16 protein-coding genes are annotated in these 15,585 nt (G+C 49.1%); 15 read left to right on the top strand and 1 reads right to left on the bottom strand.

Annotated elements, in window-relative coordinates:
* Positions 1-3: 3 nt before the first annotated feature.
* Complete coding sequence (locus CI959_RS18055) at positions 4-1,107, bottom strand: Gfo/Idh/MocA family protein (RefSeq protein WP_011966272.1); 1,104 nt, start codon at positions 1,105-1,107, stop codon at positions 4-6.
* Between the two features lie 108 nt (positions 1,108-1,215).
* On the opposite strand from CI959_RS18055, the gene proS reads away from it, so the two are divergent.
* From proS to CI959_RS21595, 15 genes are all read left to right on the top strand, one after another.
* Positions 1,216-2,697 (top strand): proline--tRNA ligase, encoded by a 1,482-nt coding sequence (gene proS, locus CI959_RS18050; RefSeq protein WP_005857149.1) that lies wholly within the window; start codon positions 1,216-1,218, stop codon positions 2,695-2,697.
* 66 nt (positions 2,698-2,763) lie between these two features.
* A complete protein-coding gene (locus CI959_RS18045) occupies positions 2,764-3,774 on the top strand; it encodes a hypothetical protein (RefSeq protein ID WP_249931846.1) in 1,011 nt (336 codons plus the stop codon).
* On the top strand, positions 3,665-3,892 hold the full coding sequence (locus CI959_RS21935) for a helix-turn-helix domain-containing protein (RefSeq protein ID WP_249931838.1): 228 nt from the start codon (positions 3,665-3,667) through the stop codon (positions 3,890-3,892). The genes CI959_RS18045 and CI959_RS21935 overlap by 110 nt, the downstream gene beginning before the upstream one ends.
* A 596-nt stretch (positions 3,893-4,488) precedes the next feature.
* Entirely contained in the window at positions 4,489-6,351 is a 1,863-nt protein-coding gene (locus tag CI959_RS18040) for an ATP-binding protein (protein ID WP_234061868.1), read from the top strand.
* A gap of 10 nt (positions 6,352-6,361) precedes the next feature.
* Positions 6,362-7,108, top strand: coding sequence for a helix-turn-helix domain-containing protein (locus CI959_RS21930; protein WP_227204353.1), 747 nt, complete (start codon positions 6,362-6,364; stop codon positions 7,106-7,108).
* A 391-nt stretch (positions 7,109-7,499) separates the two neighbouring features.
* Positions 7,500-7,886 (top strand): hypothetical protein, encoded by a 387-nt coding sequence (locus CI959_RS18030; protein WP_005857143.1) that lies wholly within the window; start codon positions 7,500-7,502, stop codon positions 7,884-7,886.
* 36 nt (positions 7,887-7,922) lie between these two features.
* Positions 7,923-9,260, top strand: coding sequence for an OmpA family protein (locus CI959_RS18025; protein WP_057317681.1), 1,338 nt, complete (start codon positions 7,923-7,925; stop codon positions 9,258-9,260).
* Positions 9,261-9,276: 16 nt separating this feature from the next.
* The gene (locus tag CI959_RS18020) at positions 9,277-10,221 is read left to right on the top strand and encodes a hypothetical protein (RefSeq protein WP_057317680.1); all 945 of its coding nucleotides are present in this window, start codon (positions 9,277-9,279) and stop codon (positions 10,219-10,221) included.
* Positions 10,222-10,267: 46 nt separating this feature from the next.
* Positions 10,268-11,281: a hypothetical protein gene (locus tag CI959_RS18015; protein WP_005857137.1), complete on the top strand. Its 1,014-nt coding sequence runs from the start codon at positions 10,268-10,270 to the stop codon at positions 11,279-11,281.
* Positions 11,278-12,216 carry a hypothetical protein gene (locus tag CI959_RS18010; protein WP_227742535.1) on the top strand — a complete coding sequence of 313 codons (939 nt, stop codon included), beginning with the start codon at positions 11,278-11,280 and terminating at the stop codon, positions 12,214-12,216. Before CI959_RS18015 ends, CI959_RS18010 begins: the two co-directional genes overlap by 4 nt.
* Positions 12,182-12,802, top strand: coding sequence for a hypothetical protein (locus CI959_RS18005; protein WP_005857133.1), 621 nt, complete (start codon positions 12,182-12,184; stop codon positions 12,800-12,802). The genes CI959_RS18010 and CI959_RS18005 overlap by 35 nt, the downstream gene beginning before the upstream one ends.
* A 35-nt stretch (positions 12,803-12,837) precedes the next feature.
* A complete protein-coding gene (locus tag CI959_RS18000) occupies positions 12,838-14,427 on the top strand; it encodes a hypothetical protein (protein ID WP_005857131.1) in 1,590 nt (529 codons plus the stop codon).
* Positions 14,409-14,546 (top strand): hypothetical protein, encoded by a 138-nt coding sequence (locus CI959_RS21600; protein ID WP_154394869.1) that lies wholly within the window; start codon positions 14,409-14,411, stop codon positions 14,544-14,546. Before CI959_RS18000 ends, CI959_RS21600 begins: the two co-directional genes overlap by 19 nt.
* A 15-nt stretch (positions 14,547-14,561) precedes the next feature.
* Positions 14,562-15,119, top strand: a complete 558-nt coding sequence (locus CI959_RS17995) for a hypothetical protein (RefSeq protein ID WP_005857129.1) — start codon at positions 14,562-14,564, stop codon at positions 15,117-15,119.
* Positions 15,120-15,332: 213 nt separating this feature from the next.
* Entirely contained in the window at positions 15,333-15,500 is a 168-nt protein-coding gene (locus CI959_RS21595) for a hypothetical protein (RefSeq protein WP_005857127.1), read from the top strand.
* Positions 15,501-15,585: the final 85 nt, after the last annotated feature.

Genomic DNA, 15,585 nt, shown 5'->3' with positions numbered 1-15,585 from the left:
CTCTCAAAAGAGCTGGATAACCGCTTTAGATTTCGCGCTTTGAATGGCAGCGTCCAATATCCGCACTACCATTAGGTTATTCTCCAACGAGGAAAGGTCCGTGGGAGGTACGTCAATCTCTTTACGGACAGCGGCTTTCAAGAAATAAAAGGAATCATTATAAGGAGCGTTCAAGGAAGGTGCTATTTCTTGGCGCTCCTTTCCGTTGGTATAAATTCGCATTTCCTTAGGCGTATCTTGGTAAATATATCCTTTGTCGCCATAGATATGCATATCTTTTCTACCCATCGGCCAACACCATGATCCCATGATCTGGACGGTTGCGGAAGGATATTCCACGATAATAGTTGCGTCATCGTCTACCTTGGGATAAAGATTCGGTTTATTCTGCCGTAGTACGGCGTATACGCTAAGAGGCTTTTCATCTTTCATGAGACGGGTGGCTAAGTTGGCTCCGTAACATCCAAAATCGATAACTGCCCCGCCGCCATTCAGCACGGGGTCGGTTAACCAGTCCGTGAACTCTTTTCCGCAGTTGATCTCGAAGGGACCTTGATGCCCGTCGTATACGTTGATACGATCGATCTTCCCGATAGCACCGCTGTCGATAAGGCGGAATGCCTCATGGTTGGTATTATACCACGTAGTCTCGTAGTTGGTAAGCAACAAGATATTTTTCTCACGGGCGAGCGATGCCATTCGGGTAGCATGTTCGTTATTGACGGCCAATGGCTTTTCTACCATAACATGTATGCCTCTCGGTGCGCAAGCCTCTACCACACGAAGATGGTCGTGGATCGGCTCGTATACGATGACTGCCTCCGGATGGGTCTTATCCAGCATCTCGCCAAGGTCCGCATAGAATAGGTTAGGATCCAGCTTATCCCGCAGACCGTTATGTTCCCGTAAGTAATCATCTTTCTCGGCGACTCCTACAATCTTGAAATCGCCTCTATCCAAACGGCTTATCACCTCCCATAGATGTCCGTGGGATACTCCTGCCACGGCCAGTCGCAAAGGCTCTCCATCTTGCCCTTTCGCCGTGAGAGTTAAGAACGTAAATGCACATAACATAAGTAAGTAACGTGTGATCTTGTGTATATTCATGATATTATCTATATATAGTTTTTACAAAGATATACGATTATTTCTTACCTTTGCAACCCATTACTTATTCAGATTAAGGAAAACAGTATAATTTAGAAATATAAAGAAATGGCAAAAGAGCTGAAAGAACTTACACCGAGAAGTGTAAACTATTCGCAGTGGTACCAAGATTTGGTAATTAAGGCAGATTTGGCGGAGAATTCCGCCGTGCGTGGTTGTATGGTGATCAAGCCTTACGGATATGCTATCTGGGAGAAGATGCAACGTATCCTAGACGATATGTTCAAGGAAACCGGTCATGTGAACGCTTATTTCCCCTTGCTGATCCCGAAGTCTTTCTTAAGCAAAGAAGCTGAGCACGTGGAAGGATTCGCCAAGGAGTGCGCCGTGGTTACTCACTATCGTTTGAAGACAAATCATGACGGTACGGGGGTTGTCGTAGATCCGGCAGCTAAACTGGAAGAGGAATTGATCATTCGCCCGACTTCGGAGACCATTATATGGAATACATACCGTAACTGGATTCAGTCTTACCGCGACCTGCCTATCTTGTGCAACCAATGGGCGAACGTGATGCGCTGGGAGATGCGTACTCGCTTGTTCCTTCGTACGGCTGAGTTCTTGTGGCAGGAAGGCCATACCGCTCACGCTACTCGTGAAGAAGCGGAGATAGAAGCTAAGAAGATGCAAGAGGTTTACGCGAACTTCGCTGAGAATTATATGGCAATGCCAGTAATAAAGGGCGTGAAGTCTGAGAGCGAGCGTTTCGCCGGTGCTTTGGATACCTATACGATCGAGGCGATGATGCAGGATGGAAAAGCCTTGCAGGCGGGAACTTCCCATTTTTTGGGACAGAACTTCGGTAAGGCTTTCGACGTTACTTTCATCGACAAGAACGGCAAGAGCGACTATGCTTGGGCTACTTCTTGGGGAGTTTCCACACGTTTGATCGGTGCGTTGATTATGTCTCATTCCGATGATAACGGTTTGGTATTGCCTCCTCATTTGGCTCCGATTCAGGTTGTGATCGTCCCGATTTATCGTAGCGCTGAGCAATTAGCGCAGATCAGCGAGAAGGTCGCTGGTATCGTGGCTAAGTTGAAGGCGTTGGGTATCTCCGTGAAATATGACGACGCTGATAATAAGAAGCCGGGCTGGAAGTTCGCTGAGTACGAGTTGAAAGGTGTTCCCGTGCGTTTGGCTATGGGTGGTCGTGATTTGGAAAATAATACAATCGAGGTGATGCGCCGTGATACTTTGGAGAAGGAAACGATCACTTGTGATGGCATTGAGGAATACGTGAAGAATCTGTTGGAGGAAATCCAAGCGAATATCTTCAAGAAAGCGTACGATCACCGTGAGGCTAACATCATAAACGTAGATACATATGAGGAATTTAAGGAGAAGATCGAGGATGGCGTCTTCATCATGGCTCACTGGGATGGAACCCCAGAGACAGAGGAATTGATCAAGAACGAGACAAAAGCTACGATCCGCTGTATTCCTTTAGCTGGAGATAAGACTCCGGGTAAGTGTATGGTGACAGGTAAACCGTCGGCTTGTCGGGTACTGTTCGCCAGAGCTTATTGATTGTTATGCTAAAAGATGAAATAAAATGGGGGATGCTTTAACCGAAGGGCATCCCTCTCTAAGAAAATGAGCTACCACGAATTTATACTTGTCGTTAACTTTAGTAGCATCATTATCTTGGTGTTATTGGCGATGTTGTTATTGATTGCCACTCGGTTTCGTGGCGAGAGTGGTTATGCCGCAGCGATTATCGTTCTTCCTAACATCCCTGTTTATATTTACAACATGAGCCGCATGCTTGGTTGGCATGATATAACGTTGTTCTTTTTCCCTATCAGTTATTCGGTCAATACGCTGTTGATGCCGTTGCTGTGGTTATTTACCCGCCGCAACTTTGATCTTGATCCTCGTTTCAAGCCTGTCCAATTGTTGCATTTTTTACCGGCGATTGTCTGTGTCGTTATCGTGTTATCCATTCCTATGCGGAAGCGTATGGAGAGTATACTTCATGAGGTCACCGGTGATGATACTTGGATCGGTGATTTTAACGCTGCCGTGATTACCTCGCAGATGATCGGTTATTTTGTCGCTATCTTTATTTATCTTTACCGGAAGAAGCAGTATATAAAGGATAATTGGTCTGATACCGAATACATGCAAAAGGAATGGATTCCGAAACTTATGATCCTGTTCGCTGCCTTGTTTGTCACCGTGATGACCTGTTATGCGATTTGGCCTCGGACTGATGCTTGGTTGATACAGATATTGAATGTGATGGCGATGAGCTTCCTCGTCTATAATTTTATTGCTCATCCAACTGTTCCTTATATCCAAGGAACGTCACGGATGCTCGTTAAGGATGAGACGGTAGGGTTTCAGTCTATACCAGACGAGGAACAAATGAGAGATATATGGTTCCCAAGTGAAAGAGTATCTGGAGACAACAAATGCTTTCCTGCGAAAGGACCTTTCCTTATCCATATTATCGAGAGAGACCGGTATTTACCAAAAATTACTTTCTCGGTCGATCAACGAATACTTAAAACAGAACTTCTTCGAGCTTATCAACGAGATGCGAGTGGGGGAAGCCAAGCGAAGGTTGCTCCTGCCGGAGAATGCTGGTCATACGGTAGATAGCCTTTATGAGGAATGTGGTTTTCGGACTCGTTCCACGTTCTTCTTGGCATTTAAGAAGGTAGAGGGTTTGTCTCCCGCCCAGTGGCTTAATTCGGTAAAAAAACATACGGATCAATAAACGCAACAGCTAAAAAGAGTACATAAACTCTTTCCGGGTCTGATTTTATTACTATATTTGTGTCGCTATCGTTAGATAGCGGACATATTTAGACACTAGGAAAGTGTTTAGCTTCGTTCTCAGAGATAAAATCTGGTAAATTTTTCACGGGAGAATAAGCTGTACTCTTCACGTCATTGTTATATGCTATACGTATATGGACAAAGGGCGTGGGCTGTTGCTTATTTACCGTACGGGTTTACCAGAGCCTATCTCTTAAATAAGTTAATAGTCCCACGCTTTCCTCATATTAATACTATCCGGATCGGGACTTACCGGATGTACATCTTCGAGGCATTATGAAAAAATATCTACCACGTTTCTCTTTCTTTTTAATGATTTTACTCCATTTCATCATGAAATCAGTCTGAATATACAGCTTTCGGACTTCTCTAAACATCTTGTTTTAGGTGATTCGGGAAATAAACACTCCCTTTGCGGTATCGATTGAATCTCTTTGTTTACTTCTGAAAGTATTTGTGATGATTGGTCTTGTTAAATACGTAGGAAATCACTCTTTGTATATAAAGCATTTTTGTTTTATATGCATTTTATTGATGTGGATACTCTCGCTGATACCTTCTTGTCATCGAGAGGGAGAGGTTGGTCTTTCCCAAAATGATCAGGTGGGTATAGATAGTGTGGTCTCGGCCTGTCCGGACATCGATTCTCTACAATCATGTCTAAGGTATTTCGAGAGAACCGCAAATGAGCTGGGAGTGATACTCGCCTATAAGGAATTAGGGGTACGTTACCGGGAAGCGGCCCGTTTTAATGAGGCGATAGGATGCCACCGGGAAGGCTTGCGATTGGCTATGCAAAGGAAAGATACCTCGGAGGTCATACAGGCCTTGAATAATATCGGTACGAACTTCCGGCGGTTAGGTATCATGGACGAGGCCTCCAATTATCATTATAGGGCATTGTCGTTGTGCGAGAGACTGGGTGATAAGGAAAGCTATAAAGCAAGAAAAAACCGGACCATTTCCTTGAGTGGTATCGGAAACGTGTATCTAACATTGGAAAATTGCGAGATGGCTGACAGTATTTTCCGAATAGCGCTGGAAGAGGAACGTACCTTGGATAGTGATCTCGGCTTGGCCATGAACTATGCGAACCTTGGCTCTATCTTCGAGATGCGTGGCATGATGGATTCCGCTTTTGTTTATTACAATTATTCTATGGAGCATAATCGTGCGGCCGGGTCTGTTGTCGGCATTTCGCTTTGCCATAACCATATAGGACGCTTGTTCGAGAAAAAGGGACAATGGGATCAGGCGATACGCGAATATCGTAACGCATACGACCTTATGGTAGCGGACAACGATCTGTATCATTGGCTGGAATCGTGCCTGGCCTTGGCACGGGTGAATATCTACAAGGGAGATCTGCGAATGGCGGAGGCTTTCTTGGAGCATGCGGAGGGTGCCGCTAAGGTGACGCGGGCGTGGAAGCATTTGTCGAGCGTGTATCATCTGGATTACTTGCGTTATGAGAAGCTGGGTGATTATAAGAATGCCCTCAACGCTTATACATCAAGTCTCGCTTATGCTGATAGCATGCGAAATACTGAGAATATGAACCATATACAGAACCTCCGTGTGGACTACGAGAAAGAGAGGAGCAACCGGGAGCTTTCATTGATACAGAAGAATTATGAGATGGGGCAGCGTACCAAGAATATTTTCCTGATCGCTTGCTTGATCGTACTCTTCCTTACGGTGGTAGCGATGGGCTTTTTATGGTATGCCTTGCGGATGAAGTCCCGCAATCAGCAGGTGATGCGGCGCATGGAGGAGGTGAGGGCCAATTTCTTCACGAATGTCACGCATGAGTTTCGTACGCCGCTGACGGTTATCTTGGGTGTGTCGGAAGAGTTGCGGAAAGGGGGAATAGGCGAGGAGGAACTCAAGACCGGGCTGAATATGATTGGACGGCAGGGAAAGAACCTGCTGGAATTGGTGAACCAATTATTGGAAGTGGCGAAAGTGAGATCTGAGATTGGCGATCCGGAATGGAGGACTGGAGATATCGTAGCTTATACGAGCATGATCGTGGAAGATAACCGGGCGTATGCCCGCCAAGGGCAGGTAGACCTTTGTTTTACTCCTTCGGAGACGATTATCAGCATGGATTTCGTGCCCGAGTATTTCCGGAGGATCATGGATAACTTACTCCGTAACGCTATCAAGTTCACGCCGAGAGGTGGGAGGGTTGTCGTGACGATGGAGTGTGTGGGGAGTATGCTTGTCACGCATGTGGCGGATACGGGCTGCGGTATAGCCGAGGAGGACTTGCCGCATATCTTCAAGGCTTTTTACCTAGGTGAGACCGGAGGGGCAGGCACGATGGGCACGGGGATCGGCCTTTCTTTGGTACGGCAGATGGTGAGGAGCATGGAGGGCCGGGGTTGGTTCTGAGTTTGTCGTGATGTTGCCATTGAGACATGGCGACTCTTATTATATCGGCCGGCTGCTTAATGGTGCGTATCAAATAGTATACGCACGAAACGGAGCGGAGGGGTTGGAGATAGCGGCGGAGCAAATGCCGGACTTGATCCTCACCGACTTGATGATGCCCGAGATGGATGGCTATGAGTTATGTAGGCGGGTACGTGAATCCGAGGTGTTGAACCATATTCCGATCATTATCATTACTGCGAAATCAGGAGGAAAGGAACGTGTCTGTGGCTTAGAAGTCGGGGCGGACGCTTATCTGGAGAAGCCTTTCAATGCGGAAGAGCTGAATATCCGGATAACAAAGTTTCTGGAACAGCGTCGTTTGCTGCGTGAGAAGTATTCCAAGGCTATGCGTGAGGGGACGGAACTGAATGTAAAACTAAACCCTGCCGACCAAGACTTCTTGGCTCACCTGAATGATTATATATATGCGTTGATGTCCAACCATGGCTTGAACTCGGACATGGTAGCCGATAAGATGTGCATGAGCCGATCCCAATTGAATCGCAAGGTCCGTGCCATCACGGGCTACAACACTTCTGCCTATATCCTGCAGATGCGCATGGAGAGGAGCAAACGCCTCTTGGCCTCTACCGAGGAACTGATCGGCGACATCGCCCTTAAATGCGGCTTCGAGGATGCCAATTATTTCGCCCGCCTTTTCAAGCAGATCTTCAATGTAACGCCCTCACAATACAGGAAAAGCCTCATTCAATGATTCCGTGTAGCGGGTACTTCCGTGTAGAAAGGGGCTATGAAATTGAGAAATCCATATTTAACCTCATCATTGGGAAATCCGAGGGTATAGATATTGAATTCCGGATTGAAATCCTTGATGGTCAGATAGCCACTTTGGTAAATCACCGGGATAGGTCGGGTGGCGTCGGCTGTACATGGAAATATATTATAAACCAATCCGGGTACAATCCATCCTCAAGAATAACTCTTGTTTATAGAGCGTCTGTTACGATGGGCAACGTGACGTGCTTACAATGGGCATTATAAGGAGCTAATAATGCCCATTGTTATTCTTCCATAGATTCTATCGGAGGCGATTCGGCCAGCTAGCATTTCTAATCGACTGCTCTTTAATTAGTTAATTATTTTCAATGCGCAGATTCTCTTGGTTTGTCCTAGTGAAATGCGTCGATTATCCTATAAGAATGCGTCATTTCTCCTCACGGGCGATCGCTCTCGGGGCTAATTTTGCGAATAAAGAAATCGGACGTTTCACCAAATCTGGTTCGAGTATGGAAGAAGAAAAACACAAGAAGCCTTTGCTTTCTTATGAGGAGGTGATCGAGGTCATCGATGAGCGCATCTCGCGTGACGAGCCTGCCACTGCCGACGAGCGGATCAAACGTGTCGAGGAAGTGGCCGAGCAAATGGAAGAAGAACGTAAAAAAGGGATATCGTGCCGTAAGAAGGTTTCTCGCTTTTTTCGGAGATCCTTGATAAATCTGGACCGATCCATCAGAAGGTGTTTCGGTAAATAAATAGGAATGAATTATTAATCTAATGAATTAAAGGAAATGAAAAAGCTAGTATTTATTTTATCTGCCATGTTGCTCCTAATCGGGACAATGGACGTGCAAGCCCAATGGGGAAAGAAACTCCTCAAGAAAGCGGGTGAGAGTGCCAAACGGGCAACGGAGAGGAACGTGGAACGGAAAGTGGAACAGACCGTAGACAAGGCTTTCGAGGGAGCGGAGGATGTGGTGACGGGGAAAGGGAATAATAATAATGAAAAGGAGGAGCCACCAACAAGTACAAATTCACAAGGGAATTTTGAAACTATGGATGATGGGGAAGATGTGGCACAGCAGGAACAGCAACAACCACAGCAATCACTCGAAATGACGTATGCCAAGAGTGACTTCGTGCCGGGGGATGAGATTATTTTTGAGGATGATGTGACCCGGGAACAGATAGGAGAATTCCCCAGCCAGTGGGATTTATTAAAAGGTACTGTTGAGATCGCTCAAATCAATGGCGATAAGGTGATACTTTGCGAGAGTCAGGATGATCCGGTCATTGCGCCGCTATTCGATAATATGAAAAGTTATTTGCCGGAAAAGTTCACGCTGGAATTTGACTTTTGGGTAGGGCCTTTTACAAAAAAGGGAGATGATGAGCCGGAAAATTGCTATATCGTACGTTTTTACAAACCCGAATCGGGAAGTCGTGTTCAAACTATCAATCTTGACGACTGGTATTATAGTGCTTCAGACCATCGTACACGCCTAAGATGGGACTTTATTCCTTCCTCTGGGGAGAACAGCCGTAGCGGAAGCGATGACTCTTTTCGGACTATCCCGAACTCATGGAACCACTTCTCACTGTCCTTCAATCAACGGGCAATGAAAGTTTACATAAATGGTATCCGCTATGCCAATATTCCGAATACGGTAGCACCCGGACATTTTGACATACAGTTTTATAGAGGCGGTGGATATTTTACGAATAACACTTCCATCCGCAACATACGTGTCGCCAAAGGCGCAGTGCCATTGTACGACCGCATGATGAGCGACGGTAAGTTCATCACGTATGGCATCACCTTCGATGTCGGCAAGTCCACCATCAAACCAGAGAGTATGGGTGAGATCAATCGTATCGTCAAATTAATGACCGATAACCCCGACCTGAGATTCTCCGTAGAAGGCCATACCGATAGCACCGGCAACGAGGCTTCCAACCAGACGTTAAGCGAGGCCCGCAGCAACGCCATCGTAGGTAAACTGGTTGAACTGGGCATCAGTGCCGATCGCCTCTCCGCTTCCGGCAAAGGACAATCATCTCCCATCGCCGATAACGGAACGGACGAGGGTCGTGCCAAGAACCGGCGGGTGGAGTTTGTCAAGATGTAACGAATAAGTGAGCGATATGAAAAAGAAATTCTACATACTGATGTGCTTGGCGAGCCTCGTCTTGATGGTGACGGCTTGCGGCGGCAAGGAGAAGATCAAGGAGAAGCTCCGTGCGGCTACCGAGGCCGTAAAGGAGCGGAAGGAAGCGGCCGCCTCCGAAAAGGGGAGCGATCTGGAAATGGATAAACAAGGCGACAGGCCGGATAACGGTGCCTTTGTCGATCCGTCGCTCACGCCGGCCCAGCGTAAGGCGCTCGACAAGGAGAATCCGTGGTTCGCTCGCAACTTCCGTATGGAACTGACAGCTAAGTCAATGAGGAACAAGGTGAACGTGGAAATACAAAAGTCGGGCAAAATCCTTTATTACCATTTCTGGAACAACTCTGGCAATGTCGAGACGCTTATCCTGCTTGACGAAGGCGATTATAAGATTTACCAGATTTCGTCTAAAAACAAGGTGGCGCAGCTAAAGGCGACTTCCGACTCGGACTATTATGCGTTCTTTTGCGACAAGATAGGGAATGTGTATGGCATTGTCCATACTGCTCAGAAAGAGAAAAAGGTGGAACAGGACGATAGCTTTGTCCAGTCCAGCACGCAAGAATCTGTCGGGGTAGAGGACGTGCGTTGGGGCGGCTTCGATTGTGAGAAGATCACCCGTGTCACTGGTACCGAGAACGACCTGAGTGCCGGGATGAAAGCCATAGGAGACCTCTTTGGCACTAAATCCAGCATGGACAACTCGATTAAAGACTTGAAACATATCGAGACGACCGACATCGTCTGGATTGAAAAGAATAGCGGAGCTGTGGTACACCGCAAGTTCTCCGTGAAAGGAGGAGCCGGAATGGGTAACTATGCGGAACGGATGAAACCGCAACCCTCCGTCACGTTGCTCACCTTCTCGCCCGATCCGTCGTTGATACCGACCTCTCAGGAGGGCTATAAACTGGTGAAATAGGTATTCATATAATATAGAATGTATAACACGCTCAAATAAGAAAGCCATGAAGAAGCTATCGATTCTACTACTCAGTCTTGCCGCTATGGGAGCATTCGCTTTCGTCTTGCCTTCCTTGCCCACCGGGCAAAGTGGCGCTTATCCTACGGAAACGGCTTTTATGGCCGAGGCCGAAGAGATGTTCCAAAAAGGGAACAAGCTTTACGAGCAAGGCTATATGCTACAGGCGAACTACTATTACGGGCAAGCCGTGGTAGCCGTGGCCAGCCTTCGCTACGGGTTGAGCGAGCTGATCTACGTAAAACAGCGCGACGAGAGGGCCGCCGCCAAGAAAGCCGCCGAAGAGAAACAGCGCAAGGAGGACGAGGAAGATATGGAAGATTGGGGATGGGAAGATGAGGGAGGACTCCTTACTGCGCTTACCAACCTAATCGGGAAGCTGGATACGATGACCGAAAAACTGAGCCAGGAGCTTGTCAATATGGAATTGGATGAGGACAGCGAGCGGAGCGAGGCTTGGGACTTGTTGGCTACCCAAAGCATAGCGTCGCCTTACCCTTACTTCTTCGAGGCCATCTCGTGGGATTACAAGGGAAAGGAAGATAAGGCGAGAGAATGCTACGCCAACGCGATGTGCAACCCCGCTTTCCCGTCCACCGTATGGGATTTCTCCTATTGGCAGGACCTTACGAGCGGCGAGCTCAGGGCCATTGCCCGCAGGCTGCTCCCCAAGGAGGAGGAATACCGCAAGTATTTTCACCTGAGCACCTATAGCTGCCCGCACCATTACCTTAATTTCGACGATGACTACCTGACGGCGAAAGCCGCCGACACCTTGGTCGTATTACCCACGGCCGTGGGAGCGGCGCTCATGCTGTATGAGACGGCCGTACAGGCGAACCCCTTCAACGCACGCAATTTCGCCGGTGCCTCGTTGCTGAGCGTACAGAACGGCGATAGCGTAAAGGCCGCCTACTACCTGAACGAGGGGCTGCTGATAGATCCGGAGAATAAAGGATTGCAAACATTACTGAACGTATGGAAAGGAGGACACAAATGAAACGCATAGGATTCATATTTACCGTGATAACGCTATTCTGCTTGTCCGCTGTTTCCCGGGTGATAGCGCAATCGGATTGGAGCTTGATAAACTTCGACTTGATCAACCTGCCTTGCGAGCCGGGAAGCCATTCGTTGACCTATACCATGTATTACGGAGTCAACCCGTTTAAGGTTAAGTCGTTTAACGATATAGAGCGCCCCATCATCTTCGGGGGAGAGTTGGTCTGCACCAGATCCATCGACCTGAAAGAAAAGAAGGAGGCGGTAAACCGGGCCCTAAGCGACCTGGGCTGGAATTTCGCCACGCTGCGGCAAGTGATCGAAAGGGCGGCGCAAGCCAAGCCGAACGATATAACGAACGAGCAATTCTGGGACGACCTCGTGAGCATGAGCGGGTTGAACGGCCTGGCGGGAGACGCGTTGGCGCTGATCAGCGGCGTGAAGGATCGCGACAAGTATTACGAGGCGGAGAGGATACAGGGACGGCTCAAGAGCGAGGCGTACAAATACTTGGTGAATAAGACACTCAGCACGGTGGGTAAGATCTTCAGCCTGAAAGGGCGTATCGAGATCTTCTTGAACGCTCGAGAACGGGATAAGCAGAAATGGATCAACTGCGTGGCCGAGGACAATCTGGTCTCGCTCGCCCGTTTCTATCGCATCGCCAACAACCGCTTGTGGCAGATCGCGCAAACGAAAGGACAGACGTGGGTGCTGCGCATGAACGGTTCGGCCAACGCTCCTTTCTTTTATGAGGGAGAGATGTGCGTACAGCAATGGAAGATCAAGATGAAGCTGGAGAAGAGTTATCACGGGGCCAACGAGAAACTGACGGAGCAGCAGTTCTACGGGACTTTCGCTGGTGAGTACATCGGGTGGCTGGACGCCGAGGTGTTGTATGCAGAATTGGGATGCGCACTATTTTGTGGATAAGGAACTGCTACGTTTCGGACAAACAACGATCGTTGGAGACGCCCCGATGTTCGCCTCCGATATAAGGATAAACCAGTCGTATATGAAACTATGGGCGGAGAGCTGGGGCCTTGGCTTCAAGCACAGCACGAAACCCACGCAGGCCCACAACATATACCGCCTGCCGGTGAAGGTGGTGGTGAATATGCCTAAGAAACCGACCAAATCTGTTTACGCCAGCACGGAAGTATTCATGGGAGACAGGGAATGGATGCCGGGCGACAAGCCCCAGCCAGAGATCGAGACCTATTTCCAGTTGCAGCATAACGTGGCGGTATCCGGTACGGTCAGCGATGAGGGAATATCGTTCAAAGCCGATCACTACCTGAATTATTACGCCACGCGAGATTTCATCGTCATCGATGGGAACATAAACGACGGGCTTAGCATCAGCGGATTGGGAACGATCCCTTTCCGCAGCCAGGGTAGCGTGAACGACCCGATCCCCAAGGAGGGATTCGGAGGCAAGCCCGACGGGAGCATCCAGATACATATAGATCAAAGCTTGGATGACGTGGAGAAATGGGAGCGTATCCGATACGAATAGACGACAGAATATTCACCTTATAAACAAATACAACGATGAGAAAGATCTTGAACATCATGGCAATCGCCCTTGCGATATTCTGCAGGATACCGGTGGAGGTGCACGGCCAGAGTTTCTTGAAGAAACTGAAACAGAAAGTGGGCAACGTAGTAGGTACCAAGGATGATACCGCCGAGATAGGAGAGGAGCCTTTCGTCGGTGGAGATGGCGATCAGCCGACACGATCTGTCACCCCCACGGATAAGCTACAAAAACGTCGCACGGCTACCGCCACGTGGGACGAGATGATCGCTCCCAGCAGAGCCAACTCGCCGGAGGCCTTGCTGAACGAGCTTCCCCCGTTGCCTTCCGTCGAGAGCATCGTCTACCCGGAGGAAACCGCCCGTGCGACCTACTACCGCAAGATCGTAGCCGTGGATATGCGTATAACGGAACTGGATTCGATACATACCTGCTCGGACGAGGAGATGATCGCCCTCCGGGATAAGTTCTATGTAGAGTTGGCCGATATCAACGGGATTACGGTGGAGGAAATGAAAAGCTTGGAAGACCCGAACCTCCCCGAAGCGGAAAAGGAACGCTTGATCGAGAAGATGAAGAACGCCTTGGTAGGCGATACCCGGGGGCTTGAGGCCATGGGCGCCGATCTGGAGAAACGTGAGGCAGCCAAAGGAGGCAAGTTGACCAACGAGGAGAAGATGGCCTTCTTAGCGGAGAACCAAGGCAACCTGAGCGACCTAGGTTCCATGATGGAAAAAATGCAGGCGACGAACGAGAAAACGACAGCCTTCAACGCCAAGTTCGTCAAGCTGGAACAAATGACCGTGCAGCAAACCGAGAAGATGAAAAAGATACTACAGGCGAGCGATGGCGCGATCACGAGTTGCGAGAAGATCGCCGGGGAATACGAATCGGAATTAAAGACCCTCTATGCCCAGATCTATGAGACCGACGACAGCCAGAAGGTTGAGGAACTTTATGCCCGTGCCGACGAGCGGATGAAAAACTATCGCCTCCGTGCCGCCAAGCTCTGGCGCAACAGCCTGCAAACCCAATTGGATGGGGTAAAGGCCATGTATCCGGACATCGTGAAGTTGCAGAAAGAGATGATGCAGGAGGGAATCATCCCGGCCTGCGCCGAGAAACGTGCCTCGTTCAACGCCGTGACCAATTACACCAATATCTTGCACAAGGCGTATTGCGACTTCCCGCAACCGCGGGTGTTGCCGGTCTACATGGAGACGATCATTGAGATTCCCGAGGGTGAGCACCTGTTTTACGCGGAGAGTGGTTTCGCCACGTCGGTCGACGGCTTCTTGAACAACAGCCGCGTCTACACCGCCGACAATGCGGGCAAGAGATACCTTTACGAAAACGGCAAGAAGCGGGAACTGGGGCCGAACGATCCCGGCGATTTCCAAGCGAAAGGGGCACGGACGGAACCCACCTACGGAGCTTGGACCTCGGCTAGCGGCACACGCAAGGTGACCTACACGCGCGACGGATCGCTTACCCTGCATGACGGCACCTCCTTCTATCCGCTGGCTTTCAAGAAGGAGAGCGACAGGCTGGTGTGGATCATCGCCTCGTCTGCAGGTGTTGAAAAATGCACGTACAAACTATAGCGGTATTCCTCGTTGCGTTGTTGGCGCGAGCTCTCAGCGGATCGACCGCCTTGGCGCAGGATTACCAAAAGATCTTTGAAAAGGAATGGATAGAAGCTGATAAGTACGTGGCGGGATAACGGGAGGTCTGGAACTTGATCTTCCCGGAGTTCGGTATCCGGACGGAGTTGGCCGTGGCGGTTGTCTTCCCCGAATTGGTTCGTTACTCGGCCTTGATGGACTTTATGGAGACAACAGCCGTCAAGGCGCTTTACCAGCAAAAGGGGGTAAAGGGAGCCGATTTCTCCATTGGCCGCTTCCAGATGAAGCCTTCCTTCGTGGAGGATCTGGAACGACAGTGGATGCGAACGGAATGGCGACACGAGTACGGGATCTATTTCGATCTCTCCGAGACGTTGGAGGCCCACCGCATATGCGTACTCCGGCTGGACGACCGGAACTGGCAATGTATTTATCTGGCCATGTTCTTGAAACTGTTATACCGCCGTTTCCCGGAACTGGCCGAGGAGGAGGATATCGAGCAAGTCCGCTTTTGCTCCACCGCCTACAACGCCTCGTTTTACGGCACCTACGAGCGCATCCGTAGCAAAAGCGCCCGCCGCTTCTACCATACTGATTTCATACCGACTCCCGGAACGAAGCGTTACGCTTATTCCGAGATAGCGGTCTTTTATTACAAGATAGCTCTCTGACATGCTGGAATGATTTTTATTTCCCTCCCTTCAAATCGTTCCAGCACTATGTGAAAGCAAGACACAAACGGGGATAGATTCTGGTAGACCCGTCGGAGACTCCGGAAGCGCAGGGATTCCTTCCCTCTGGCTTCCGGGGAATCCGATTCCCGACACCGGCTTCCCCTTATGAAGTGACAAGAATTAAAGAAACGAACGATAAAAAGAATGACTATGGCCAATTACGGTAAATATGGATTCCTTCCCGCCATCGCCCTCTGCCTTCTTTGGGCGACGGAGGTATCGTGGGCGCAGGTGAAGCTCGTGCGGATGCCCGTCGTTGAGAAGAGCGGTTCAATATCCTCTGGGAAGAGTATAATACGCTTATGGAGAATCAATTAAACACCGAGACGAAGCAAACACCCGCACAAATGCAAGGCGAATCGGGCGACGGTGGCCAGAGGGGAACGCTGGGGAGTCATCGACG

Source organism: Parabacteroides sp. AT13, from assembly GCF_002272965.1.
Lineage (GTDB): Bacteria > Bacteroidota > Bacteroidia > Bacteroidales > Tannerellaceae > Parabacteroides > Parabacteroides distasonis.
The sequence above is the reverse complement of the archived record's forward strand: the minus strand, read 5'-3'. Positions and strand labels throughout refer to the sequence as shown.

Coding starts and splice junctions, on each gene's coding strand:
- CI959_RS18010 (WP_227742535.1), top strand. CDS start 11,278: ATGAAACGCATAGGATTCATATTTACCGTGATAACGCTATTCTGCTTG.
- CI959_RS21930 (WP_227204353.1), top strand. CDS start 6,362: ATGTTGCCATTGAGACATGGCGACTCTTATTATATCGGCCGGCTGCTT.
- CI959_RS18020 (WP_057317680.1), top strand. CDS start 9,277: ATGAAAAAGAAATTCTACATACTGATGTGCTTGGCGAGCCTCGTCTTG.
- CI959_RS21595 (WP_005857127.1), top strand. CDS start 15,333: ATGGCCAATTACGGTAAATATGGATTCCTTCCCGCCATCGCCCTCTGC.
- CI959_RS18025 (WP_057317681.1), top strand. CDS start 7,923: ATGAAAAAGCTAGTATTTATTTTATCTGCCATGTTGCTCCTAATCGGG.
- CI959_RS18040 (WP_234061868.1), top strand. CDS start 4,489: ATGTGGATACTCTCGCTGATACCTTCTTGTCATCGAGAGGGAGAGGTT.
- CI959_RS18005 (WP_005857133.1), top strand. CDS start 12,182: ATGCAGAATTGGGATGCGCACTATTTTGTGGATAAGGAACTGCTACGT.
- CI959_RS18030 (WP_005857143.1), top strand. CDS start 7,500: ATGCGCAGATTCTCTTGGTTTGTCCTAGTGAAATGCGTCGATTATCCT.
- CI959_RS18055 (WP_011966272.1), bottom strand. CDS start 1,107: ATGAATATACACAAGATCACACGTTACTTACTTATGTTATGTGCATTT.
- CI959_RS18045 (WP_249931846.1), top strand. CDS start 2,764: ATGAGCTACCACGAATTTATACTTGTCGTTAACTTTAGTAGCATCATT.
- CI959_RS18000 (WP_005857131.1), top strand. CDS start 12,838: ATGAGAAAGATCTTGAACATCATGGCAATCGCCCTTGCGATATTCTGC.
- proS (WP_005857149.1), top strand. CDS start 1,216: ATGGCAAAAGAGCTGAAAGAACTTACACCGAGAAGTGTAAACTATTCG.
- CI959_RS18015 (WP_005857137.1), top strand. CDS start 10,268: ATGAAGAAGCTATCGATTCTACTACTCAGTCTTGCCGCTATGGGAGCA.
- CI959_RS21600 (WP_154394869.1), top strand. CDS start 14,409: ATGCACGTACAAACTATAGCGGTATTCCTCGTTGCGTTGTTGGCGCGA.